23 protein-coding genes, 1 pseudogene and 1 riboswitch are annotated in these 22752 nt (G+C 74.6%); of the genes and pseudogenes, 13 read left to right on the top strand and 11 right to left on the bottom strand.

The window, feature by feature from the left end; all coding sequences use genetic code 11:
* Positions 1 to 284, bottom strand: a 284-nt coding sequence (locus AB0J72_RS56750) for a CBS domain-containing protein (protein ID WP_363416895.1), incomplete at its 3' end; no start/stop codon positions are given.
* A 236-nt stretch (positions 285 to 520) separates the two neighbouring features.
* Positions 521 to 646, top strand: a riboswitch (TPP riboswitch).
* A gap of 72 nt (positions 647 to 718) precedes the next feature.
* Positions 719 to 3376, bottom strand: a complete 2658-nt coding sequence (locus AB0J72_RS56745; protein WP_363416892.1) for a GNAT family N-acetyltransferase — start codon at positions 3374 to 3376, stop codon at positions 719 to 721.
* A 214-nt stretch (positions 3377 to 3590) separates the two neighbouring features.
* Here AB0J72_RS56745 and AB0J72_RS56740 point away from each other — a divergent pair, with 214 nt between their 5' ends.
* A complete protein-coding gene (locus tag AB0J72_RS56740) occupies positions 3591 to 4487 on the top strand; it encodes a universal stress protein (RefSeq protein ID WP_363416889.1) in 897 nt (298 codons plus the stop codon).
* Here the strand turns inward: AB0J72_RS56740 and AB0J72_RS56735 are convergent.
* From AB0J72_RS56735 to AB0J72_RS56700, 8 genes are read right to left on the bottom strand one after another with little or no spacing between them, the layout of a single operon-like run.
* Positions 4463 to 5110: a V-type ATP synthase subunit D gene (locus AB0J72_RS56735; RefSeq protein WP_363416886.1), complete on the bottom strand. Its 648-nt coding sequence runs from the start codon at positions 5108 to 5110 to the stop codon at positions 4463 to 4465. The genes AB0J72_RS56740 and AB0J72_RS56735 overlap by 25 nt on opposite strands.
* Positions 5107 to 6492 (bottom strand): V-type ATP synthase subunit B, encoded by a 1386-nt coding sequence (locus AB0J72_RS56730; RefSeq protein ID WP_363416883.1) that lies wholly within the window; start codon positions 6490 to 6492, stop codon positions 5107 to 5109. Before AB0J72_RS56730 ends, AB0J72_RS56735 begins: the two co-directional genes overlap by 4 nt.
* Positions 6489 to 8246 carry a V-type ATP synthase subunit A gene (locus tag AB0J72_RS56725; protein ID WP_363416880.1) on the bottom strand — a complete coding sequence of 586 codons (1758 nt, stop codon included), beginning with the start codon at positions 8244 to 8246 and terminating at the stop codon, positions 6489 to 6491. Before AB0J72_RS56725 ends, AB0J72_RS56730 begins: the two co-directional genes overlap by 4 nt.
* Positions 8243 to 8743, bottom strand: a complete 501-nt coding sequence (locus AB0J72_RS56720) for a hypothetical protein (RefSeq protein ID WP_363416877.1) — start codon at positions 8741 to 8743, stop codon at positions 8243 to 8245. The genes AB0J72_RS56725 and AB0J72_RS56720 overlap by 4 nt, the downstream gene beginning before the upstream one ends.
* Positions 8740 to 8982 (bottom strand): V-type ATP synthase subunit F, encoded by a 243-nt coding sequence (locus tag AB0J72_RS56715; RefSeq protein WP_363416874.1) that lies wholly within the window; start codon positions 8980 to 8982, stop codon positions 8740 to 8742. Before AB0J72_RS56715 ends, AB0J72_RS56720 begins: the two co-directional genes overlap by 4 nt.
* Before the next feature lie 2 nt (positions 8983 to 8984).
* Positions 8985 to 9413: an ATP synthase subunit C gene (locus AB0J72_RS56710; RefSeq protein WP_363416871.1), complete on the bottom strand. Its 429-nt coding sequence runs from the start codon at positions 9411 to 9413 to the stop codon at positions 8985 to 8987.
* On the bottom strand, positions 9410 to 10711 hold the full coding sequence (locus AB0J72_RS56705; RefSeq protein ID WP_363416868.1) for a V-type ATPase 116kDa subunit family protein: 1302 nt from the start codon (positions 10709 to 10711) through the stop codon (positions 9410 to 9412). Before AB0J72_RS56705 ends, AB0J72_RS56710 begins: the two co-directional genes overlap by 4 nt.
* Complete coding sequence (locus AB0J72_RS56700; RefSeq protein ID WP_363416865.1) at positions 10708 to 11160, bottom strand: hypothetical protein; 453 nt, start codon at positions 11158 to 11160, stop codon at positions 10708 to 10710. The genes AB0J72_RS56705 and AB0J72_RS56700 overlap by 4 nt, the downstream gene beginning before the upstream one ends.
* A gap of 60 nt (positions 11161 to 11220) precedes the next feature.
* Here AB0J72_RS56700 and AB0J72_RS56695 point away from each other — a divergent pair, with 60 nt between their 5' ends.
* Genes AB0J72_RS56695 through AB0J72_RS56640 form a run of 12 tightly spaced genes read left to right on the top strand, consistent with a single transcriptional unit; the run spans position 11221 to position 22327 of the window.
* Positions 11221 to 12162, top strand: coding sequence for a hypothetical protein (locus AB0J72_RS56695; protein ID WP_363416862.1), 942 nt, complete (start codon positions 11221 to 11223; stop codon positions 12160 to 12162).
* Between the two features lie 59 nt (positions 12163 to 12221).
* Complete coding sequence (hypF, locus tag AB0J72_RS56690) at positions 12222 to 14549, top strand: carbamoyltransferase HypF (RefSeq protein ID WP_363416860.1); 2328 nt, start codon at positions 12222 to 12224, stop codon at positions 14547 to 14549.
* Positions 14550 to 14554: 5 nt separating this feature from the next.
* Positions 14555 to 14821 (top strand): HypC/HybG/HupF family hydrogenase formation chaperone, encoded by a 267-nt coding sequence (locus AB0J72_RS56685; RefSeq protein WP_363416857.1) that lies wholly within the window; start codon positions 14555 to 14557, stop codon positions 14819 to 14821.
* Positions 14818 to 15930, top strand: coding sequence for a hydrogenase formation protein HypD (gene hypD / locus AB0J72_RS56680; RefSeq protein WP_363416854.1), 1113 nt, complete (start codon positions 14818 to 14820; stop codon positions 15928 to 15930). Before AB0J72_RS56685 ends, hypD begins: the two co-directional genes overlap by 4 nt.
* Positions 15927 to 17024, top strand: a complete 1098-nt coding sequence (hypE, locus tag AB0J72_RS56675; protein WP_363416851.1) for a hydrogenase expression/formation protein HypE — start codon at positions 15927 to 15929, stop codon at positions 17022 to 17024. The genes hypD and hypE overlap by 4 nt, the downstream gene beginning before the upstream one ends.
* A gap of 35 nt (positions 17025 to 17059) precedes the next feature.
* On the top strand, positions 17060 to 18193 hold the full coding sequence (locus AB0J72_RS56670; RefSeq protein ID WP_363416848.1) for a 4Fe-4S dicluster domain-containing protein: 1134 nt from the start codon (positions 17060 to 17062) through the stop codon (positions 18191 to 18193).
* Complete coding sequence (locus tag AB0J72_RS56665) at positions 18190 to 18651, top strand: cyclic nucleotide-binding domain-containing protein (RefSeq protein WP_363416845.1); 462 nt, start codon at positions 18190 to 18192, stop codon at positions 18649 to 18651. The genes AB0J72_RS56670 and AB0J72_RS56665 overlap by 4 nt, the downstream gene beginning before the upstream one ends.
* Positions 18648 to 19460: an FAD/NAD(P)-binding protein gene (locus tag AB0J72_RS56660; RefSeq protein WP_363416842.1), complete on the top strand. Its 813-nt coding sequence runs from the start codon at positions 18648 to 18650 to the stop codon at positions 19458 to 19460. Before AB0J72_RS56665 ends, AB0J72_RS56660 begins: the two co-directional genes overlap by 4 nt.
* Positions 19460 to 20242, top strand: coding sequence for an oxidoreductase (locus tag AB0J72_RS56655; protein ID WP_363416839.1), 783 nt, complete (start codon positions 19460 to 19462; stop codon positions 20240 to 20242). Before AB0J72_RS56660 ends, AB0J72_RS56655 begins: the two co-directional genes overlap by 1 nt.
* Positions 20239 to 21540 (top strand): Ni/Fe hydrogenase subunit alpha, encoded by a 1302-nt coding sequence (locus AB0J72_RS56650; RefSeq protein WP_363416836.1) that lies wholly within the window; start codon positions 20239 to 20241, stop codon positions 21538 to 21540. The genes AB0J72_RS56655 and AB0J72_RS56650 overlap by 4 nt, the downstream gene beginning before the upstream one ends.
* Positions 21537 to 22064 (top strand): hydrogenase maturation protease, encoded by a 528-nt coding sequence (locus AB0J72_RS56645; RefSeq protein WP_363416833.1) that lies wholly within the window; start codon positions 21537 to 21539, stop codon positions 22062 to 22064. The genes AB0J72_RS56650 and AB0J72_RS56645 overlap by 4 nt, the downstream gene beginning before the upstream one ends.
* Positions 22065 to 22111: 47 nt before the next feature.
* Positions 22112 to 22327: a hypothetical protein gene (locus tag AB0J72_RS56640; protein ID WP_363416830.1), complete on the top strand. Its 216-nt coding sequence runs from the start codon at positions 22112 to 22114 to the stop codon at positions 22325 to 22327.
* Positions 22328 to 22462: 135 nt separating this feature from the next.
* Here AB0J72_RS56640 and AB0J72_RS56635 read toward each other — a convergent pair.
* Positions 22463 to 22752: pseudogene (locus tag AB0J72_RS56635) on the bottom strand (hypothetical protein); the annotation flags it as partial.

Here is a 22752-nt window from a genome sequence, read left to right as displayed (position 1 = left end):
GAGACGTCGGCCTCGGGCCAGGCCACCAGCGGCAGACTGGACATCACCTCGCCGACGCGCGGCGTGGGGGCGCCCCGGCCGCCCGGAGCCACGCCTGCGACCGCGGCGGCTGTCTGCTGCCGAAGCACGTCGAGCTCGCTGATCACCCCGACCAGGACGTCCCGCTCGTCCACGACGGGCACCGCGGTGATGGACTCCCGCTCCAGGAGCGCCACCGCGTCGTCGAGCGGCGCCTCGGCACGTACGGTGTGCACCGGCGCTGTCATGATGTCTTTGACGTGCATCGTCGGCTCCTCGTGGTGTGGCGGTCCGAAGGTTCCTCCACTCCTTGGGCGGTTCCCGATCAGGCCGAGGGACTATGGTTTCGCGATCAGTTCGTGTGCCATCGCTGCTGGCTTCCCGCCTGGGAATCGACGAAACCTCGTTGCCGCCGGCCGCAACTCCGGGGCGTGCTGTCGCGATGCCCCGATGACTCACCCCACGCGGTCACGCACTCGACGTAGCTTGGGCGGTAGGCCTACGAGACGTGCGGGAGAGCCCAACTGGGTGACAGTTGAGCTGAGAGGCTGAACGACCGAGAGGTCGACCGCGATCCCCACGACCTGATCCAGGCAATGCTGGCGAAGGGAAATCGCCTCGTAGGTCTCTTGCCGCGCAGGGCCCGGTCGGGCAGCGGTGCCGGTACGCGAGCCCCGGATCCGGTGGTGCCCTGACGACGTCAGCTCGAGGGCCGGCCGTCCGTAGTGGCGAGGTGCCTCAGGTACGGGTCGGGTTCGGTGCCGACCGGCGCCAAGCGCAGCTTCACGTCGACCGCGGTACAGCCGCGCGGGCCGACGAGGACAGGGTTCAGGTCGAGCTCCGCGATCTCGGGGAAGTCCTCGGCGAGGCGGCCGAGGCGCAGCAGCAGATCCTCCAGCGCCGAGGTGTCCGCGGGTGCTGCGCCGCGGTAGCCGGTCAGCAGCGGCGCGGCGCGCAGTCCGCGCCACATCGCCGCGGCGTCGTGGTCGGTGAGCGGCAGCAGCCGGAGCGTCCGGTCGCCGAGCAGGTCCGTGTACACACCGCCGAGGCCGAGCATGAGCAGCGAGCCGAACAGCGGATCGTGGACCACGCCGGCCACCATCTCCACGCCCGGATCGGCCATGGGCTGGACGGTCACGGCAGGCCGCTCGGTGCCGATGGCAACGCCGACCGCCCGGTACGCCGCACGGACCGCGGCCTCGTCGGCGAGACCGAGCCGCACGGCGCCGATGTCGCTCTTGTGCACGAGATCTGGTGCGGCGGCTTTCAGCGCCACCGGATAGGAGAGCGATTCGGCGTCGCGCAGCGCCTCGTCGGCGTCCGTGGCGATGCGGGTCTCCACCACCGGCACGCGGTAGCAGGTCAGCAGCGATCTGGCCACGTCGGCGGGCTGCCAGCCGCCGCCGGTCGCCAGTGCCCGCCGCACGATGCCACGGGCCGCGCCGTGGTCGACGTCGTGCAGCGAGGGGCGGTTCCCGACCGGCTCGCGGCGCCAGGCGGCGTACCGCGCCGCGCGGCCCATCGCCAGCACTGCCGGCTCCGGCAGGTCGAACACCGGCACCTTGCGGGCCCCCAGTGTTCTCGGCATGTCGGGCGCGCCGACCACGACGACGGCGACCGGCAGGTGCGGGCAGTCGTCGGCCGCGGCGGCGATGGCCGCGATCGTGGCGGGGGTGTCGTTGGTCCTCGTGGAGACGAACGTGACGACCAGCAGGTCCACCTCGCCGGACCGGGCGACCGCACGGATCGCCCCGCTCATGGTCTCGGCGGTGGCCTGGGCGCCGAGGTCGACGGGGTTCACGCCGGCGGGCGTGCGGCCGGGCAGGGCCAGCGTGGGCACGGTGAGGCCCGCGGCCGGGGCGGCGTCGGCCGCCAGCACGTTCAGCCCGCCCGCGTTGCCCACCACGGCGAGGCGGTTGCCGGTCGGCAGCGGCTGGTCGGCCAGCACCCGTGCGGTGTCCAGCAGTTCGCCGAGCGTGTCGGTGCGGATGACGCCGGCCTGTTCGAACAGCGCCGCCACCGCCGTGTCCGGCGCCGCGACGGCGGCGGTGTGCGAGGCACCCGCCCGCCTGCCGCCTTCCGAGCGGCCGCTCTTGACCGCCAGCACCGGCTTGCGGCTGGCAAGGGCCCGGGCGATCCAGGCGAACCGGCGCGGGTTGCCGAAGGACTCGACGTACAGGGCGACGGCGCGGGTCGCCGGATCGTCGGCCCAGTAGCTGAGCAGGTCGTTGCTGCTGATGTCGGTCTTGTTGCCGAGTGACACGAAGCTGGAGATGCCGATGCCGCAGTCGGCGGTCGCGTCGAGGATGGCCACGCCGATGGCGCCGGACTGCGACGCCACCGCCAAGCCGCCCGGAACGGGCGGTGCCGGGGCGAAGGTGGCGGTCAGCCGCACGGCGGGGTCGGTGTTCACCACGCCGAGGCAGTTGGGGCCGAGGATTCGCATGCCGTGCCGGCGTGCCTGGCGGACGAGGGCCGCCTGGGTCGCCGGTTCGATGCCGGCGGTCAGGATGATCGCGGCGCGCACGCCGGCGGTGCCGCACTGGCGCACCACCTCGGGGACCGCCGCCGCGGGAACGGCGATGACGGCGAGGTCCACGGCGCCGCCGATCGCCGTGATGCTGGGATGGGCGGCGACCCCGCACACCTGCGCGGCGTGCGGGTTGACCGCGTGGAGGGCCCCGGTGTAGCCGCCGGCTCGCAGCGCCGCGAGCACCTCGTGGCCGATCCCCCCGGCGCGCCGTCCGGCACCGATGACGGCCACCGAGGCCGGGGCGAGCAGGGGGCGCAACGAGTGGTGCGCCGCGGTGCGGTCCCGCAGCCCGACGGCGGCCAGCGCCGCCTCGTCCGGCAGTGTCGGCACCCGGATCTGGAGCGTGCCGGCGTCGGCCTCGAGCCGTCGGCCGACACCCGGCGCGAGGTTCCCGCTCACCCGCAGCATGGCGGCGTTGCACGGCAGCACGTCGCCGACCAGGTCGGTGATGCCCGTCCGTCGCGCGGCGGCGGCCAGATGCTCCAGCAGCAGCGTGCCGAGGCCCTCGCCGTGGTGGTCGTCGTCGACCACGAGCGCGAAGTCGGCCCGTGTCGCGTCGACTCGTTCATAGGAGCCGGCGGCGAGGACGCTGCCGCGCTCCTCGACGAGCAGGTGTACGTGGTCCGGCCCCGACGGCCGGGTGAGCCTGCGGACCTCGCCGTCCAGTGCCGTGCCGGCGCTGAAGAACCGCAGGTACCGGCTCGCCGGGGAGAGCCGCTGGTGCAGGGCGAGCAGGGCCGGCGCGTCCTGCGGCCGGATCGTGCGGAGCCGGACGATCCGGCCATCCGTGGTCAGACAGTCGACGGCGTTCATCCGGTAGGTCATGGTTGCCTCCAGCCCGTGATGCCGCCGTCCGGCGTTCGGAGGAATGCGCCCTGCCCGTACACGTCATTCTCGCCCAAGACCGAGGCGAACGGCAGGGGCGGGTGACGGCGGGCCCCGCAGCCGGTCGTCCGCCGCGGGTGAATCGGTCGCGTCCGGGTGTGGTGGTCGCCGCAGTGGAGATCGTAGGCACGCGAGCCGTCGAGCGGAGGTTGACGTGAACGACGACAGGGCGGTCGTGGTAGGCGCCGACGGCGGGGAGCGTTCGACGCAGGCCGTGCGCTGGGCGGCGGCGGAGGCGGTCCGGCGAGATGCGCCGCTGCGCGTGGTGGTCGCGTACTACTGGAGAACACCGCTGGCCGCAGTGGCCCCGGCGGGTGAGCTCGCCGAGGCCGCGCGCCGGTCCGCCGACCGGCTCGTCGCGGACATCGCGCGGGAGGTGTTCGCCGTGCGTCCTGAGGCTGACGTGCGGACGGAGGCGGTGCAGGGGCATCCGGCCGAGGTACTGCTGACGGCGGGAGAGGACGCGGCGCTGCTGGTCCTGGGGACCAGGGGCCGGCACGCCACCGTGGGGGCCGTGCTCGGCTCGGTCAGCCAGCAGGTCGCCGTCCACGCGAGGTGTCCGGTGGTGGTAGTGCGGGGACGGACCGACCCGACCGGTGACGTCCTCGTCGGCGTCGACGGCTCCGAGCCATCGGACCGCGCGTTGGCCCTCGCGTTCGATGAGGCTCGGCAGCGCGGCTGCGGCCTGGTGGCGGTGCGGGCCGTGGAGACGCCGCTGGTGCCGGTGCCGGTCGGTGCGCCGCCGTTGGTGTACGACACGGCCGAGGTCCAGCGCGCGTTGACCGAGCAGGCGGTCGAGCAGGTGGCCAGGGCGAGCGAGCGCTGCCCGGACGTGCGGTGGGAGTGCCACGGTGTCGCCGGCGACGCCGCCGATGTGCTCGTCGAGCGTTCGCAGCGAGCGCAGTTGACGGTCGTCGGCAGCCGCGGACACGGCGGGTTCGCCGGCCTGCTGCTCGGCTCGGTGGGTCTGCGCCTGCTCCACCGTGCGCACTGCCCGGTGATGATCGCGCACCTCCCGGGCGGTGTTCAGGAACCCGACGAACCGATGTGACCGGGCGCGGGTGCCGCCAGCCGAGGGCCGCTGCGCCGGCGGGTGAGGTCGGCCGCCTCCAGCTCCGCCAGCTGTAGGGTCCGGGCGGCGAGCGCGGCCTCCAGGGCCGGGATCCAGTGGCGGTCCAGTGCCCGTACCCGCCGCCGGGTGGCTGCCATCTCGCTCTCGACGGCGGTGAGCGCCGCGTCGGCGGCCGCGTGCCTCACCGCGGCGAGCGCCGCCGCGCGGTACGCCGCCTCGGCCTGCGAGAGCGCGGCCCCTCCCGGCGCCGGCAGCTGTGTGGGGCGTTGCGGGATCAGCACCGACGGCTCTCCCGGGCAGCGGACGCCCATCACCGCGGTCCACGGCACGCAGACCTCGGCCGGCGGCATCTCGGCCGCCGCGTCGATCGCCTCCAGGCCGTCGAGCAGCACGGCACGGTCGAGCCGGCCGCGGGCCGCCGCGTCGGCTGCCGTCCAGTTCCTGGCCGCCTCGGCCCGGCGCCGCCGGAGGCGGTCGTGTTCGGTGGCGAGCAGGGTGAGCTTGCGCCGCAGGACGCTGCTGCCGTGCCGGGTGACCTCGAGGCGGTGGCGCAGCCACAGCAGGCCCGAACGGCCCACCGGCACATGGCGCAGGGCGATCATCCGGCGACCTCGGCGGGGTGTGCCGCGCGGATCGCCTCGGGCAGCATGACGAGCTCCCGATCCGGCAGGGTCCGCACCGCCTGCCACGCCCGGTCGAGCGTGTCGTCCAGGGTCCGCGCCTCGTCCGGCCGCTGGTCGATCAGCCGCTGTTCGACGACGTCGGCGAAGCCGAGGTATTGGCGGTCCACGTCGCCGAGCGCCGCCGCCCCGATCAGGTCGGCCAGCTCGCGGGTCTGCCGGGCCCGTGACAAGGCGGCGAGCACCTGCGCCGCGAGCGGCAGGTGGTCGTCCCGGGTGCGGCCCGGGCCGGCCCCGTGGCGCATGAGCCGGGAGAGCGACGACAGCGGGTCGGCCGGCGGATACACGCCCCGGCCGTGCAGTTCGGTGGATAGCACGATCTGCCCCTCGGTGATGTACCCCGTGAGGTCCGGCACTGGATGCGTGATGTCCCCGGCGGGCATGGTCAGCACCGGCAGGATCGTCACCGAGCCGGGCCGGTGCCGGATCCGGCCGCACCGTTCGTAGAGCGAGGCGAGGTCGGTGTAGAGGTACCCCGGATAGGCCCGCCGGGCGGGCAGCTCGCCACGGGCCGACGACACCTCCCGCAGCGCCTCGGCATAGCTGGTCATGTCGGTCATCACGACCAGGACGTCCCGGCCGCCGGTGAACGCGAGATCCTCGGCCACTGTCAGTGCCAGCCGCGGCGTGAGGATCCGCTCGATCACCGGATCGTCGGCAGTGTTCAGCAGCAGCACCAGCTCACCGGCGGTGGCCCGCTCGTCCAGGGCGTCCCGGACGTACGCGGCGTCGGCGTGGGTGAGGCCCATGCCCGCGAAGACCACGCTGAACGGTGCGCCGCCGACATGGGACTGCGCGGCGATCTGGACGGCCAGTTCGAGGTGTGGCAGGCCCGCGACGCTGAACACCGGGAGCTTCTGGCCGCGCACCAGGGTGGTCAGCGCGTCGACCGCGGAGACGCCCGTGGTGACCGGCTCGGCCGGTGGTTCGCGCCACGTCGGGTTGAGGGGTGCCCCGGCGACCGCCGCGCTGCGTTCGCCGGTGACGGGCGGCCCGCCGTCGATCGGCGCGCCGCGGCCGTTGCAGGTGCGCCCCAGCCAACGGTCGCCGACAGCGATGCGCATCGGTGCGCCGGCGAACGCGACGGTGCTGCCGTGGCGGCCCATGCCCGCCGTTCCCTCGAGGACCTGGACGACTGCCGTGTCGCGGTCGACCTCGAGCACGACGCCGTGCCGGTGGGCGCCGGTGGGCAGGCGGACGGTGACGACATCGTCGTAGCCGGCTCCCGAGACGCCGCCGACGACGACCAGGGGGCCGCGCAGCTCCCGGATGTCGGCGTATTCGACCGCGGGCCATGCGGTCATGCCGCCGTCCCCGGGGTTGTCGCGTCGAGCTGGGCCAGGACCGCGTCGCGCAGCCGGGTGACGCCGCCGGCGTCGGCGGGACCGAGCGTTTCGCGGGCACGGGCCAGCGGGCCGAAGTCGATCGCCTCGATGCTGGCCGGCGCGGCGCCGGCGTCGATGAGCGCGTGGCAGCGGTCGCACACGGTGAGGACGGCGTCGAGCAGCGCCGCCGACTTCACGGCCGTGCAGTGGGCGTCGGTCGCGACGAGGGCGTTCTGTCGCAGGACGCCGTCGCGCAGGAGCCGGCCGGCGAGCAGCGTCATCCGCTCGTGCGCCGGCAGCCCGCCCGTGCCGACGAGGTCGGCGAGCGCGGCGATGCGGTCGGCGTCGGCGAGCACGTCCAGCGCCCGGGCCCGCCGGGCGTCCCAGCCCGGGTCCCCGCGACGGGCGTAGTCCGCACCGACCAGGCCTGCGTCGCGGGAGAACGACGCCGACCAGGACACCGCGGGGTAGTGGCGGGCGTAGGCGAGATCCCGGTCGAGCGTCCATCGGCAGCGCACGAACCGCTCGGTGTTCGCGATGACCGGCTCGGTCATGTCGCCGCCGGGCGGGGACACCGCGCCGACGATCGTGACCGAGCCGGAGCCGCCACCGAGCGTCCGCACGGCGCCGGCCCGTTCGTAGAAGGCGGCCAGCGCCGAGGCGAGGTCGGCAGGGTAGCCCTCCTCGGCCGGTGGTGTTCCGCTGCGGGACGCGAACTCGCGCAGCGCCTCCGCCCAGCGTGATGTGGAGTCGGCGATGACCACCGCGTCGTAGCCCATGTCGCGGTAGAACTCGGCGACGGTGACGCCGGTGTAGATGCTGGCCTCCCGGGCCATCATCGGCATGTTCGACGTGTTGGCGATCACGACGGTCCGGTCGAGCAGGCGGCCACCGGTCCGGGGGTCCTCCAGTGTGGACAGTTCGCCGACGACGTCGGCCATCTCGTTGCCGCGCTCGCCGCATCCGACGTAGACGATGACATGGGCGTCGCACCACTTGGCGATCTGCTGCAGCAGGAGGGTCTTGCCGGTGCCGAAGCCGCCCGGCACCGCCGCCGTGCCGCCCTTGGAGATCGGGAAGAACGCGTCGACCACGCGCTGCCCGGTGAGCAGGGGTGCGTCCGCGGGGCGGCGGGCCGTGTACGGGCGCGGGGTGCGTACGGGCCACGACGTGGTCATCGTCACCGGTGCCGTCCCGACGGTGACGAGGACGTCGTCGGGTCCGTAGTCGCCGGGTGCGGCGACCTGCTGGACGGTGCCGGACACCTGTGGCGGGACGAGCACCCGGAACTCGATCGGGCCGCCGGTGGCGACGGTGCCGAGGATCCCGCCCGGTCCGGCCGTGTCGCGCTCCGCCACCAGCGGGGTGAAACGCCGGGTCGTGCCCTGCGCCGGCGCGGCGGCGAGCGACCCCGCGGTGAGCCAGACCGGGCCGCCGGCGAGGGGGCGCAGCAGGCCGTCGAACAGCCCACCGAGCAGCCACGGTCCGAGCGGCGCCGCCAGTGGACGGCCGAGCGGGACGGCGGCGTCTCCCGGGCGGAGGCCGCCGGTGTACTCGTACGCCTGCACGGTGACGGCCGGGCCCCGGACGGCGACCACCTCACCGGGCGAGCGGCTCGGGCCGAGCTCGAGCACGTCGTGCATGGCGGCGTCGGCGCCGTCCACCTGCACCAGCGGCCCGCTGACCCGCGTGATCCGGGCGGCCGGCCCGGAGTCGCTGCCCCGTGCGGTCATCGCCACAGCTCCGCCACCACTTCGGCCGACTCGACGGCATGCCGGGTGAGCGACGCGACGGAGCAGTCCACGCGCCGGTCACCGAGGCGGGCCGTGAAGCCGCCACCGGTCGCCGGTTCGACCGTCGCGCCCGGACCGAGGGCAGCGGCGGCCCGGGCGGCGAGTGCGGGGCCGAGCCGCCCGTCGTCGAGCGCCGCTCGCAGCGCCTCGGCCACGCGACGGCACAGTTCGTCGTACACGTCCCGCTGCGCCGCCAGCACGAGCGCGTGGGCGGCACGGCGGGTGTGCGCCTCCTCGGCCTTGGCGAGGCGTGCGGCGTCGGCGCGGCCGGTGCGGCGCGCCACCTCCAGGATCCGCTCGGCCTCGGCGCCGGCGTCCGCCAGCAGCCGGGTGCAGGACCGTGCGGTCTCGGCACGGACGGCGGCGGCGTCCGTCTGCGCGCGGTGCAGCAGGGCCGAACGGACCGGCTCGAGGCTCTCTCGGACCGGCGTGCTCATGCGGCACCGTCCGGGTCCGGCAGGACGGCGAGCAGGCGGCCACCCGGCCCGCCGGCCGCGGCCACGGCCCGGGCCGCGGACGGGGTGACGATGACGATGCCGACCCGGGGGTCGAGCTCCCGCCATGCGGCCTGGGCCGCCCGTTCGTCCTCGGCGGCGACGACCGTGACCCCGGCCAGGCCGTAGCCACGGACCAGGCGGGTCTCGCCGATCGCCGCGACGCGTGCCGTCGCGTCCATGCTCACGCCTTGCCGATCAGGATGATCGCGACGATGAGCCCGTAGATCGCGATGCCCTCCGCCAGGCCGACGACCACCATGGCACGGCCGAACAGCTCAGGACGCTCGCTCAACGCCGCCAGCGCCGCGGCGCCGGTGTACGCCACGGCGATCGCCGCGCCGATCGATGAGCCGGCCACCGCGATGGCCGCGCCGAGCAGCGCCGCCCAGCTCGCGTCACCCGTCCCGGCCTGGGCGACCGCCGTGGTGCCCGCACCGGCACGGGAGGGGGTGAGCAGCAGCGCCGCGGCGGAGACGGCGGCGGCGAACAGCACGGCGTTCACCAGGACCAGCGCGCGGGTCACCAGCCAGGGCCGCCGGGTGGCGGATCGCCATACGGCCCAGGCGACCATCAGGACTCCCGGCACCGCGCCGAGCCAGAGTGCGTTCACCGCTGAACCTCCTTCGAAGCCGGAACACAGTGCCACGGCCGGAAGGGCCGGCCGGTCCCCTCGAACACCCGGGAGAACAGCTCGTAGTACTCCAGGCGCAGCGCCTGGACCCCGGCGACGACGGCCTCGAGGCCGAACGCGATCGCGTTGCCGAGCACGAAGACGGTCACCGCCGCGACCGTCCACGTCCCACTCCGTTGCCACAGCCCGGTCGTGCCGGCCCACACGAGCGCGCCGAGTGCCGCGTGCGTCAGCCCGAACGCGGCCAGCCGGGCGAACGACACCAGGTTCGCGCAGATACGGACGACGAGGTCGAAGAGCTGGACGACGGTCTGCGCCACGGCGGCACCCTCGCCCGCAGCGGCATGCAGGCCGGCGGCGGCGAACGCCAGTCCCGCGGCCGCGACGGCCGCCGAGGCGGCGACGAGCGGGATGCTCGCGGCGAAGACGCCGACCGCGAGCAGGGCCAGGCCGGCGAAGACGGCGGCACCCGCGACGCCGGACGGCGCGTACAGCGCCAACCCGGCCGAGCCCTCCCGCCAGCGGTTCACGATGCCCACCACGTAGGCGACGGCCAGGAACGCCCCGCCGAGCCCGACCGCGGCGACCAGCAGCCGCACCGGCTCGTCCAACGGCCGCAGCCACAGCGCGGGCAGCAGCCCGGTGGGCCCGAAGAACTCGCCGTAGAGCACCCCGAAGACGGTGGCGGCCAGGCCCGCGCCGGCGACGAACGGCCACGCGTCGCGAAGCCGGGGGTACCGCCGGGGTGGGCGCCGGGCCAGCAATACGGCCACCAGCACCAGGACGAGTCCGTGACCGGCGTCGCCGAACATCATCCCGAACATCACCACGTAGGCCACGCCGGCCGGCAGCGTCGGGTCGACGTCGGCGTAGGGCACCGCGCCGTACGTCTCGACGATCGGCGCGAACGACCTGCTCACCCGCCCGGCCCGGGTGAGCAGCGTCGGCGGCTCGGCTCCGGGCGGCGGCCGCAGCGCGGCGAGCGCACCACCGAGTGGCGCCAGCCGGTCGGCCAACGCCCCTCGGGCCGGCTCGGGACACCACCCCAGGTACGCGGCCGCGCCGTGGCGGCGCAACGCCGCGGCCCGCATCCGGTCGAAGCCCACCGCGTCCGGATCGCCGGGGCCGTGGTCGACCGGCTCCAGCTCGACGACGCCGGCGAGCCCGACCTCGGCCAGGACCGCGTCGAGCGTGTCCTCGGGCGCTACCAGGGCGACGCGCGTCATGCGCACCGGCCGCAGCCGTTGCCGCCACGACGCCGGCCCCGGTGTGGTCACGGTGTGCCCTGGCCCCGGCCGGTGCCGTACACCTCGTCCAGCGCGGCCGAGACGATCGACGGCGCGGCGACGTCGAGGCGGTTCCAGGCGCGGGCACGCAACGATTCGGCCGTGCACCGCGCGTCGGCCATGACGGTCTCCATGGCTTGGGCGGTGTCGGCGCGTACCGCGGCGAACGCCTCGGCGCGAGCCTGTTGTGCACGGGCGTGCGCGGCCGTCACGATCCGTTGCGCCGCGACACCGGCCCGGCGCCGTCGCTGCGCGGCCGCCGCCTCCGCCTCGGCCCGGATCGCGGCGGCTTCCGCGGCGGCGGCGGCGAGCAGGGAGAAGACCGGGCGCAGTTCCTCCTCGGCCCGAGCCGCCCGGTCGGCGGGCACCGCGGCCTGCCCGGCCGCGCCCGGGGGGCCGGCCGGCCGGAAGCGTTGCAGGAGTTGCCGCAGCGTCGTCATGGTCGCTACCTACCCTCGCCGGACGGCGGGCAACGGCTCGCCGCGATGCATCCTGGGGGTATGCGATCCGGTGCGGCACACGTCGCCGGCGCCGTGCGGGCACGCGCCCTCGCCCGGCGCTGTGTGGGTCCGGCCTCGGCACGGGTGCTGGCCGGGAGTCCGGGGCTCGACGCGGCGATCGGCTTGCTGGCGTCGGGTCCGTACGGCCGTGAGGTGCGGCCGGGCCAGGACGCGCAGTCGGTGCAGGATGCGGTGTCCCGCACGGCGCTGTGGCACCTGCGGATCCTGGCGGGATGGCTGCCGCAGGACGGCGTCGAGCAGTTGCGGGCGATCGCCGGCTGGTTCGAGATCCGCAACGTGGAGCGGATGTTGCGCCGCGGACGGGGGCATGACGGCCCTGCACCGTTCAGGCTGGGGTCGTTGGCGGTCGCCCGGCCGCCGCTGTCCGCCACGTTCACAGTGGACCAGGTGCGGGCGGCGCTGGCGTCATCCGCGTGGGGTGACCCCGGGACCGCGACAGCCCGCGCGATCGGACAGGGCATGCGGGCCGCCTGGGCGGTGCGCGCCGCGACGGTACCTCCGGCCGAGCCGTGGGCCGCGGGCGGCCTCGCGCTGATGGTGGCGCGGGAGCGCTGGTTCATCGGCCGGCCGCTCACCGAGGCGGCCCACACCCGCGCGGCCGGTCTGCTCGGCCGGCGCGCGCTCGACGCCGCTTCGTTCGCCGGCTTCGTCGCGGCACTTCCGGCCCCGGCCGCGTGGGCACTCGCCGACGTCCTGCAGCCGGATGCGCTCTGGCGGGCGGAGGCGGGCTGGTGGGCACGGGTCGGCCGGGACGCACACGGGCTGCTGCGCGCAGCCGGTTTCGACAGCCGTCCCGCCATCGGCGCGGCCGCCGCGCTCGCGGTCGACGCCTGGCGGGTCAGGGCTGCCGTGGCCGCCGCGGCGGACGGCGCCGGCACCGGCCGGTACGACGCGGTGGTCGACGCCGGCCGCCGGGGGTGACGGGTGAGAAGTCCCGGACTTCGTGTGCAGATGCGTGCGCGAGGACGAGACTTGAACTCGTGCAGACGGTCGCGACGCGGGTGGCGCGCCGTATCGAGGTCCGGGGGACGGTGCAGGGCGTCGGCTTCCGGCCGTTCCTCTACCGGCTGGCCCGCGGGCTGGGCCTGGACGGCTGTGTCCGCAACGACGGCGGCGTCGTGGTGGTCGAGGCCGCCGGCCCTGCCGAGGCATTGCACGCGCTCGTCGCCCGGCTGCGGACCGAGGCGCCCGTCCAGGCCCGCGTCGCCGACGTGCGGGTGAGTGAGCTGCACGGTCGCGCGCCGGCACCCGGCGCCGGCTTCCGGGTCGGCCTCTCGATCCGCCCGCGCACGGCCGGTGCCGCGCCCGGCCGGATTCCGCCGGACCTCGGCACCTGCGACCGGTGCCTGGCGGAGTTGTTCGATCCCGGCGACCGGCGATACCGCTATCCGTTCGTCAACTGCACCGACTGCGGGCCCCGGGCGACGATCGTCGACGCCCTGCCGTACGACCGGGCACGCACGAGCATGCGGGAATTCCCGATGTGCGCGGGCTGTGCTGCGCAGTACGCCGATCCGGCGGACCGGCGCTTCCACGCCGAACCGATCGCCTGCCCGGCATGCGGCCCGCGACTGGCATGGCACGGCCCGGGCGACACGGTCGCGGCCGCCCACGGCGACGACGCCCTCGCCGCGGCGGAGCACCTCATCGGCCGCGGCGGTGTCGTCGCGCTCAAGGGACTCGGCGGCTACCAGCTCGTCTGCGACGCGACCGACGGGACCGCCGTCGCCCGGCTGCGCGAACGCAAGCATCGCCCGGCCAAACCCTTCGCCGTCATGGTGGACGGCGTGGCGACGGCGCGGCGGCTGGCCCGGGTCGGCGGGGCGGAGGCGGCGCTGCTGACCTCACCGGCGCGCCCGGTCGTGCTGCTGGTCCCGCTGGCGGGCGGCCTCGTGGCGGACGCCGTGGCGCCCGGCGTCCCGCGGCTCGGACTGTTCCTGCCCACCACGCCGCTGCACCATCTGCTGCTCGCCGATCTGGCCCGCCCGCTGGTGGTCACCAGCGGCAACGTCTCCGACGAGCCGATCGTGGTCGACGACGACGAGGCCCGGCGGCTGCTGGCCGGGATCGCCGACGGCTTCCTCGGCCACGACCGGGCGATCCGGTCCCGGTATGACGACTCGGTGACCCGCGTCGTCGCCGGCCGGGCGTCGCTCGTGCGGCGCGCCCGCGGCTACGCACCCGAGCCGATCGCCCTGCCGGTCCCCGTGCGGCCGCCGCTGCTCGCCGTCGGCGCTCAGCTCAAGCACACGTTCACACTCGCCGACGGCGGCACCGCGTTCGTCGGCCCGCACACGGGCGACCTGGAACAGCAGGCCACGATGGAGGCGTTCACGGCGAACCTCGCGCAACTGTCCCGTGTCGTGGGTTTCACGCCGGGCGTCGTCGCGCACGACCTGCATCCGGGGTACCTGTCGACGCAGTATGCCGCGGCGCTGCCGGTCGGGCGGCGGATCGCGGTGCAGCATCATCACGCGCATGTCGCGTCGTGCGCGGCGGAGCACGGTGTGACCGGCCGGTTCATCGGCGTGGCGTACGACGGGCTGGGGCTCGGCGACGACGGCACGTTGTGGGGTGGCGAGGTGTTCGTCGCCGACCTGGCCTCGTACCGGCGGGTGGCACGGTTCGCCCGGGCGCCGTTGCCCGGCGGTGAAGCCGCGGTGCGGCGCCCGGCCCGCATGGCGCTCGGCTATCTGTTCGGCTCCGAACTGCCCGACGAACGAGTGCCGCGCGCAGCCGAGCCGTTCCTGCGCCGGTTGCCCGATCGCGAGGTCGCCACCGTGCGCCGGATGGTCGCGCGCGGCGTCAACTGCCCGGTCGCGTCGAGCGCGGGGAGGCTCTTCGACGCGGTCGCGGCGCTGCTCGGCGTCCGTGACGACGCGACCTACGAAGGGGAGGCGGCGGTCGCGCTGGAGGCGCTTGCGGCAGGCTCTCCGGGCGCGCCCGAACTGCCGTGGCGGCTGACGACACGGGACGGCCTGGTGGTGTACGACCCGTCGCCGACCCTGCTGGCATTGCTGGACGCGGTGCGGGACGGCGCCGGTGCGGGGCCGCTCGCGGCCGGGTTCCACGCCACGATCGCCGCCGTGACCGTCGCCCTGTGCACCGACGTCGCCGCGCGGCACGGGCTGCGGACCGTCTGCCTGTCCGGCGGGGTCATGCAGAACCAGCTCCTGGTGGAGACCGTCGTCGCAGGACTGGCGGAGGCAGGGCTGGAGCCACTGGTCAACGAGCTGGTGCCGGGCAACGACGGTGGGATCAGCTACGGCCAGGCGGCGGTCGCCGCCGCCCGGGTGTGGAGGGGGTGAACCGCATGTGTCTGGGCATCCCGGGCCGGATCGTGTCGGTCGACGACACGAGCGGCCTGCGCATGGGCCCGGTCGACTTCGGTGGCGTGGAACGCGAGGTGTGCCTCGCCTACGTCCCGGAGGCGCAGGCGGGCGACTACGTGATCGTGCACGTCGGATTCGCCATCAGCGTCGTGGACGAGGCCGAGGCACGGCAGACGCTGGAGGTCCTGGAGGCGATGGGCGACGTCCTGGAGCAGGAGCTCGCCGGCGGACCGGGGGCGGCGCCATGAGGTACGTCGACGAGTACCGCGACCCGGCCCTCGCCCGGCGCCTGTTCGCCGAGATCCGCGCGGCGGCCACCCGGCCGTGGACGCTGATGGAGGTGTGTGGCGGCCAGACGCACACCATCGTGCGGCAGGGCATCGACGAGCTCCTGCCGGCAGGGCTGCGGATGATCCACGGGCCGGGGTGTCCGGTCTGCGTGACGCCGCTGGAGCTCATCGACAAGGCCCTGGAGATCGCCGGGCGCGACGAGGTCGTCTTCACGTCGTACGGCGACATGCTGCGCGTGCCGGGCAGCCGGACCGACCTGCTGGCACTGCGCGCCCGCGGCGCCGACGTCCGCGTGGTCTACTCGCCGCTCGACGCGGTCCGTATCGCCGCCGACCGTCCCGACCGGGAGGTCGTGTTCTTCGCCGTGGGCTTCGAGACGACCGCCCCGGCCAACGCCATGGCCGTGCTGCGGGCCCACCAGCTAGGGCTGCCCAACTTCAGCATGCTGGTCAGCCATGTGCTGGTGCCGCCGGCGATGACCGCGATCCTCGACGCGCCCGACTGCGAGGTGCAGGCGTTCCTCGCCGCCGGGCACGTCTGCGCGGTGATGGGCTGGACACAGTACGAGCCGATCGCCGCCCGCTACGGGGTCCCGATCGTGGTGACCGGGTTCGAGCCGCTCGACCTCCTCGAAGGCATCCTGATGGCCGTCCGGCAACTCGAGGACGGCCGTGCGGCGGTGGAGAACCAGTACGCCCGCGCGGTGCGTCGCTCGGGCAACACCCAGGCGCAGGACGCGATCCGGCGGGTGTTCCGCATCGGCGACCGCGCCTGGCGTGGCATCGGCACCATCCCGGGCAGCGGCCTGACGCTCACCGACGAGTTCGCCGGATACGACGCCGAGTCGCGCTTCGCCGTCTCCGGGCTGAGTGCCCGGGAGCACCCCGCCTGCATCGCCGGCGACATCCTCAGGGGCACGCGCGTGCCGACCGACTGCGCCGCCTACGGGACCCTCTGTACCCCACGCACGCCGCTCGGCGCGCCGATGGTGTCGACCGAAGGGACGTGTGCCGCCTTCTACAACGCGGGGCGCGTGCGCCCGGCGGTCACGGCGGGACCGCGATGACCGCCGCCGACCCGTCCGACGGCGGGACCGCGATGACCGCCGCCGACCCGTCCCGCGGCGGGTGCCCGGTGCCGCTCGTCGAGACCGAGAAGGTGCTGCTCGGCCACGGCAGCGGCGGCCAGCTGTCCGCGGAGCTGCTGCGCGACGTCGTGGTGCCGGCACTCGGCGCCGCCGCCGCGGAGACCGTGCCGGAGGACGCCGCCGTGGTCGGCGTCGACGGCCTGGACCTCGTCGTGAGCACCGATGCGTTCGTGGTCAGCCCCCTGTTCTTCCCCGGCGGTGACATCGGCGTGCTGGCGGTGCACGGCACCGTCAACGACGTGGCGATGATGGGTGCGAGTCCCCTGGCGCTCGCGGTGGCGTACGTCATCGAGGAGGGATTCCCGGTCGCCGATCTCCGACGGGTCACCGCGTCGATCGGCGCTGCCGCGGCTGCCGCCGGGGTGCCGGTCGTCACCGGCGACACGAAGGTGGTCGGGCGCGGTGCGGCCGACGGCCTGTTCGTGACCACGACCGGACTCGGCCGCCGGCTGCCCGGCGCCCGGGTTTCGGCGGCGTTCGCGCGCCCCGGGGACGCGGTCCTGCTGTCCGGGCCGATCGGCGCGCACGGCACGACCATCCTGAGCACGCGCGAGGCGCTCGGGTTCGAGGCCGACATCGCCTCCGACACCCGCCCGCTGCACCGGCTCGTCGCGGCGATGGTGGCCGGGGCCGGGCAGGCGGTCCACGTCATGCGTGACCCGACCCGCGGCGGGGTGGCCTCGGCGCTGAACGAGATCGCCGCCGCGGCGGGGGTGGGAATCGAGATCGACGAGGCGGCGGTCGCGGTGCCGGCGCCGGTGGCGTCGGCATGTGAGCTGCTCGGCCTGGATCCGCTGCACGTGGCCAACGAGGGTTGCCTGGTGGCGGTGGTGGCGCCCGAGTCCGCCGAGGCACTGCTGGCCACGATGCGGGCGACGCCGGAGGGCCGGCACGCGGTCCGGCTCGGGTCGGTGGTGGGGGAGCACCCCGGGCGGGTGGTCATGCGCACCCTCATCGGCGGCCGCCGCGTCGTCGACATGCTCGTCGGCGAGCAACTTCCCCGGATCTGCTGACATCGGGGTGAAACGGCCTTGAAGGGGTAGTGCTGTTGACCCGCTCAGTTGTGGAGGCGCGCTCGATGGCCCCGGTGGTGTTGTCCCGGCTCGACGACCTCTTCGCCGCCCTGCGACAGGACGGACGCACCGTCATCGGCCCGACGGTGCGCGAACACGCGATCGTGCTCACCGAGATCGGGAGTGCGGCGGACCTGCCGTACGGCCGGCGGACCGAGGTCGAGGCCGGCGTCTACCGGCTGCTGCCCGGCGACGAGCGGCTCGCGTTCACGCACACGTCCGGGCCGCAGTCGTGGAAGCAGGTCCTCCATCCACCCCGGCAGCGGCTGTGGTCGGCCGACCGCACCGCGGACGGCTTCACGGTCGCCGACGAACCCGCGCCGCCGCGGCGGCTGGCACTGTTCGGCGTCCGCCCGTGCGACCTGCGCGCGATCGGCGTGCTCGACCACGTCCTGGGCGACGGCGGACGCTACGCCGCCCGCCGTGCCGAGGTGCTCATCGTCGCGGTCAACTGCACCGAGCCGGGCGGCGCATGCTTCTGCGTGTCGGCGGGCGGCGGACCCGGCGCCGACACCGGCTACGACATCGCGCTGACCGAACGCCCCGACGGGACGTACCTGGCGAACGGCGGCACGGCCGGCGGCGCAGCGCTGCTCGCCCGTATCCCGGCGACGCCGGCGTCCGCCGACGACGTCAGGTCCGCGGAACGGGCGGTGGAGTCCGCCGCGACGCGGATGGGCCGGACCCTTCCCGAGGCCGACCTGCGCACGCTGCTGGCCGGTCACCGGGCGGACCCGCAGTGGGACGACGTGGCGCAGCGGTGCCTGACCTGCGGAAACTGCACGATGGTCTGCCCGACGTGCTTCTGTACCTCGGTCACCGACACGACGGATCTGACCGGTGACCACGCCGAGCGCTGGGAGTCCTGGGAGTCCTGCTTCGACCTGGAGTTCACCTCGCTGCACGGCGGGCCGGTGCGCGAGTCGAACGCCGGCCGCTACCGCCACTGGCTCACACACAAGTTCGGCACCTGGCACGACCAGTTCGGCGAGTCGGGATGCGTGGGCTGCGGCCGCTGCATCGCCTGGTGCCCGGTCGGCATCGACGTCACCGCCGAGCTGCACGCCCTCAACGCTCACCCGCCCACGCCGGCCGAGGACACGCCATGACGACCACGCACGACCTGCTCGTCACGCATCCGTTCCTCGCCGGCCTGCCGGCGGAGCACGTCGAGCGCCTCTCGCGCTGGGCGTCCCCCGCGCCGTTCGACGCCGGCACGCGGATCTTCGAGGAGAACGACCGGGCCGACCGGTTCTGGCTCATCCACGACGGCAGCGTCCACCTCGACATCCGGGTGCCCGGCCGCGGCGACGCCGTCATCGAGACGATCGGTGCCGGCACGGTGCTCGGCTGGTCCTGGATGTTTCCGCCGTTCCGCTGGCACTTCGGCGCGGTCGCCGTCGACCAGGTGCGCAGCATCGCGATCGACGGCGCCGCGGTCCGCACGCTGCTCGACGCCGACCCCGGCTTCGGCTACGAGCTGACCAAGCGGTTCATGGCCGTCGTCGTGGAGCGCATGCAGGCGACCAGGATCCGGCTGCTCGACCTGTACAAGGCACCCGCATGACCACGATGACCGCCGCCCGCTACCGGGTGGCCGAGCGCCGGCGGGAGACCGGCGACACGGTCACCCTCGCGCTCGAACCGGTCGACGCGCCGCTGCCGGTGTTCCGGCCCGGCCAGTTCGCGATGCTGTACGCCTTCGGGGTGGGCGAGGTGCCGATCTCCGTCTCCGGCTACGGCACAGCCGGCCCGCTGCACACGATCCGGGCGGTCGGCGCCACCACCGGCGCCCTGTGCGGAGCCGGTCCGGGCGCGATGCTCGGCGTGCGCGGGCCGTTCGGCCGCGGCTGGGAGCTGCCCGCACCCGCCGGCTCCGACCTGGTCGTCGTCGCCGGCGGGCTCGGGCTGGCCCCACTGCGGCCGGCCGTCCTCCACGCGATGGCCGACCGGGACCGCTACCGGCGGGTGGCCGTGCTGATCGGTGCCCGGACGCCGGACGACCTGCTGTACCCCGGCGAGTACGAAGGCTGGCGGGCTGCCGGGCTGGACGTGTACACGACGGTGGACCGCGCCACCACCGAGTGGGGCGGTCACGTCGGAGTGGTGACCGCGCTGTATGACCGGCTCGGCCACCGGCCGGCCGCGACGGTCGCCTGCGTGTGCGGGCCCGAGATCATGATGCGGTTCGCCGCGCGGGGCCTGGTCGGCCTGGGCGTGCCCGCCGGCCAGGTGTGGCTGTCGCTGGAGCGCAACATGCAGTGCGGACTCGGCCACTGCGGTCACTGCCAGCTCGGCCCGCTGCTGGTCTGCCGCGACGGCCCGGTGGTCGCCTACGACCGCGCCGGCCCGCTGATGACGGTCAAGGAGCTGTGATGACTGTGACGGCACGGCCGAAGCTCGCCGTCTGGAAGTTCGCGTCGTGCGACGGCTGCCAGCTCACCCTGCTCGACTGCGAGGACGAGCTGCTGCCGCTCAGCGAGCACGTCGACATCGCCCACTTCCTGGAGGCGTCCAGCGCGGTGGTGGAAGGCCCGTACGACGTCTCCCTCGTCGAGGGATCCGTCACCACCCAGGACGACATCGAGCGGATCCACCGCATCCGGGAGCAGTCGGGGATGCTGATCACCATCGGCGCGTGCGCCAACGCCGGCGGTGTCCAGGCGTTGCGCAACTTCGCCGACGTCGAGGAGTTCCGCTCGGTCGTGTACGCCAGGCCGCAGTACGTGGCGACCCTGGCCGAGTCGACGCCGATCTCGGCCCACGTGCGGGTGGACCTGGAGCTGCCGGGGTGCCCGATCGACCGGCGCCAGCTCATCGGAGTGCTGACCGCCCTGCTGGCCGGCCGGCGTCCGGGCCTGCCCGTGCACAGCGTCTGCCAGGAGTGCAAGCTGCGCGGGACGACCTGCGTGACGGTGGCGCAGGGCATTCCGTGTCTGGGGCCGGTCACCCGGGCCGGCTGCGGCGCGCTCTGTCCCGCGTACGGCCGCGGTTGCTACGGCTGCTTCGGCCCGATGGCGAAGCCCAACACCGACGCCATGGTCGCCTCGCTGCGCAGCCTCGGCATGTCCCCGGTCGACGTGGCCCGCGTCTTCCGGACCTTCCACACCGCCAAGCCGGAGTTCCGGGCCGCCGCCGAGCAGGGGGAGCAGCGATGAGCCACCGCAACGACCGGTCGCTGCGCGTCGGTGCGCTCGCCCGGGTCGAGGGGGAGGGGGCGATGCACGTGCGGGTCGACGGTGCGACGGTGACCGACGTGCAACTGCGCATCTACGAACCGCCCCGGTTCTTCGAGGCGTTCCTGCGCGGCCGCGGCCACCTCGAGCCACCCGACATCACCGCCCGCATCTGCGGCATCTGCCCGGTGGCGTACCAGATGAGCGCCTGCCTGGCGATCGAGGACGCGTGCGACGTGCGGGTCAGCGAGCCGGTCGCCGAGCTGCGCCGGCTGCTGTACTGCGGCGAGTGGGTCGCCAGCCACGCACTGCACGTGTACCTGCTGCACGCACCCGACTTCCTCGGCTACCCCGGCGTCGTCGAGATGGCGCGGGCCCACCGTGACGCCGTCGAGCGCGGGCTGGCCCTCAAGAAGGCCGGCAACGCCATCCTCGAGCTCGTCGGCGGCCGTGCGATCCATCCGGTCAACATCCGCGTCGGCGGCTTCTACCACGCCCCGTCACCGGACGAGCTGCGCGCGCTCGCCCGCGACACCCTGCGACCGGCCCTTGATCACGCCCTCGCCACCGTCGACTGGGTCGCCGGCTTCCCGTTCCCGGACTTCACCATCGACCACGAGTTGCTCGCGTTGACCGACCCGGACCGGTACCCGATCGACCGGGGAGAGCCGCGAACCTCGGCCGGCCGGTCGTTCCGGGTGCGCGACTTCGAACACCACATCGTCGAGACGCAGGCGGCGCACTCGACCGCCCTCCACGCGGCACTCGCCGGCGCCGGGAAGTACCTCACCGGCCCCCTCGCCCGGTACACGCTCAACCACGCCGCGCTGTCCCCGCCGGCCCGCCGGGCCGCCGCAGCGGCGGGCCTGGGGGAGCGCTGCGACAACCCGTTCCGCAGCATCGTCGTCCGCGCGGTGGAGATGGTCTACGCCCTCGACGAGGCCCTGCGCATCATCGATGCGTACGAGCCTCCGGCACCGCCTCACCTGGCGGTGCCGCCGCGCACCGGCATCGGATACGGCGCCACCGAAGCACCCCGCGGAACCCTCTTCCACCGCTACGAGATCGACGCCGCCGGCACGATCGTCAGCGCCCGGATCGTGCCGCCCACGGCGCAGAACCAGCCGAGCATCGAGGACGATCTGCGCCGCTACGTGCAGGACCGCCTGGACCTCGACGACGAACGACTCACCTCCCAATGCGAGCAGGCGATCCGCAACTACGACCCGTGCATCTCCTGCGCCACCCACTTCCTGGACCTCACCGTGGAACGCCGATGAACCCGCCGGTCGTCGTGATCGGGGTCGGCAACCCGTTCCGCCGCGACGACGGCGCCGGCCCGGCGGTCATCGAGCGGCTCAGACTCGCCGACCTGCCCGGGGTCGACCTCGCCGAGAGCGACGGCGACCCCGGCTCGCTCATCACGCTGTGGGAACAGCGCCGGATCGCCGTCGTCGTCGACACGGTCCACACGCACCACGCCCCGGCCGGACATGTCCACCGCCGGCTCATGCCCCACTGCCCGACCGGACCAGGTGGCAGTGCCAGCTCCCACGCGATGGACCTCGGCGACGCCGTCGCCCTTGCCCGGGAACTCGACCGGCTTCCCGACCGCATGCTGCTGCTCGGCATCGAGGCGGCGGACACCGGTTACGGCACCGGCCTGACCCCGGCCGTGGCCACCGCCGTCGACCGCGTGGTCGAGCACATCGTCGCCGCGGTCCGCGAGCTGCGGCCGGAGGTCGCGCCGTCCCGGGACCATCGGCCTGAACCGGCGCACGGAACCCGGGAAAGCTTGAACTGAGCTCGGGAAGCGAAGAATCGAGCAGAGCGAGGACGGAGGCGAGTGCGATGAACGCGACGACGATCGAGGCGACGACAGAACGGAAGGCGCGTCCGGCACCGGCACACACGTGGGCGCCGACCACCGACACCGGCGACGTGATGCTGCGACTGTGCCGCGCGGAGCGGCGTGTCGAGGCGCTGGCGGTCCAGCTGCTGTGCGGCGAAGGTGCGACACCCGCCCGGCGGCAGGCCGCCGAGCTGCTCGACGATCTGCGGTCGTGATGCCTCCAGCTGCCGGGAATCCACCACAGAGAAACGGCCTTCCGCCTTCACGCTACCCCGGCGTGCCTCGGGGTAGCAGAAGGTTCGGCAGTTCGCGGACCGTCAGCGCCGGTCGGAGCGCTCGCGGTGGGCCACTCATCCGCTAGGGCCGGGCGGGGGCGCCGGAGCCGGACCGGCTCGTGCGGCCAGGACTGCCGCGGCGGTCGCGACGGTGATGGTGATGAGCGCGCCCAGGATCAGCGCGGCGGGTTCGCCGTCGGCCAGCAAGTGCTCCTGTGTGCCGAGGGTCGCCGCGGCGACGGGCACACCGACCTGGGCGGTGGCGAGGCCGGCCAAGGAGGCCGGTTGCCCGGTTGTCCGTGCGACGAGATGTGTCAGTGTTGCGCCGATACCGAGAGCGATGCCGAGCCCGATCAGCGCCGGCC

Source organism: Dactylosporangium sp. NPDC049742 (genome assembly GCF_040674675.1).
In the GTDB taxonomy this organism is placed as follows: domain Bacteria; phylum Actinomycetota; class Actinomycetes; order Mycobacteriales; family Micromonosporaceae; genus Dactylosporangium; species Dactylosporangium maewongense.
This window is presented reverse-complemented; position numbering and strand designations above follow the sequence as displayed.

Coding starts and splice junctions, on each gene's coding strand:
- AB0J72_RS56745 (WP_363416892.1), bottom strand. CDS start 3,376: ATGACCTACCGGATGAACGCCGTCGACTGTCTGACCACGGATGGCCGG.
- AB0J72_RS56735 (WP_363416886.1), bottom strand. CDS start 5,110: ATGATCGCCCTGCGCCATGTGCCGGTGGGCCGTTCGGGCCTGCTGTGG.
- AB0J72_RS56730 (WP_363416883.1), bottom strand. CDS start 6,492: ATGACCGCATGGCCCGCGGTCGAATACGCCGACATCCGGGAGCTGCGC.
- AB0J72_RS56725 (WP_363416880.1), bottom strand. CDS start 8,246: ATGACCGCACGGGGCAGCGACTCCGGGCCGGCCGCCCGGATCACGCGG.
- AB0J72_RS56720 (WP_363416877.1), bottom strand. CDS start 8,743: ATGAGCACGCCGGTCCGAGAGAGCCTCGAGCCGGTCCGTTCGGCCCTG.
- AB0J72_RS56715 (WP_363416874.1), bottom strand. CDS start 8,982: ATGGACGCGACGGCACGCGTCGCGGCGATCGGCGAGACCCGCCTGGTC.
- AB0J72_RS56700 (WP_363416865.1), bottom strand. CDS start 11,160: ATGACGACGCTGCGGCAACTCCTGCAACGCTTCCGGCCGGCCGGCCCC.
- AB0J72_RS56695 (WP_363416862.1), top strand. CDS start 11,221: ATGCGATCCGGTGCGGCACACGTCGCCGGCGCCGTGCGGGCACGCGCC.
- AB0J72_RS56685 (WP_363416857.1), top strand. CDS start 14,555: ATGTGTCTGGGCATCCCGGGCCGGATCGTGTCGGTCGACGACACGAGC.
- hypD (WP_363416854.1), top strand. CDS start 14,818: ATGAGGTACGTCGACGAGTACCGCGACCCGGCCCTCGCCCGGCGCCTG.
- hypE (WP_363416851.1), top strand. CDS start 15,927: ATGACCGCCGCCGACCCGTCCGACGGCGGGACCGCGATGACCGCCGCC.
- AB0J72_RS56665 (WP_363416845.1), top strand. CDS start 18,190: ATGACGACCACGCACGACCTGCTCGTCACGCATCCGTTCCTCGCCGGC.
- AB0J72_RS56660 (WP_363416842.1), top strand. CDS start 18,648: ATGACCACGATGACCGCCGCCCGCTACCGGGTGGCCGAGCGCCGGCGG.
- AB0J72_RS56655 (WP_363416839.1), top strand. CDS start 19,460: ATGACTGTGACGGCACGGCCGAAGCTCGCCGTCTGGAAGTTCGCGTCG.
- AB0J72_RS56650 (WP_363416836.1), top strand. CDS start 20,239: ATGAGCCACCGCAACGACCGGTCGCTGCGCGTCGGTGCGCTCGCCCGG.
- AB0J72_RS56645 (WP_363416833.1), top strand. CDS start 21,537: ATGAACCCGCCGGTCGTCGTGATCGGGGTCGGCAACCCGTTCCGCCGC.
- AB0J72_RS56640 (WP_363416830.1), top strand. CDS start 22,112: ATGAACGCGACGACGATCGAGGCGACGACAGAACGGAAGGCGCGTCCG.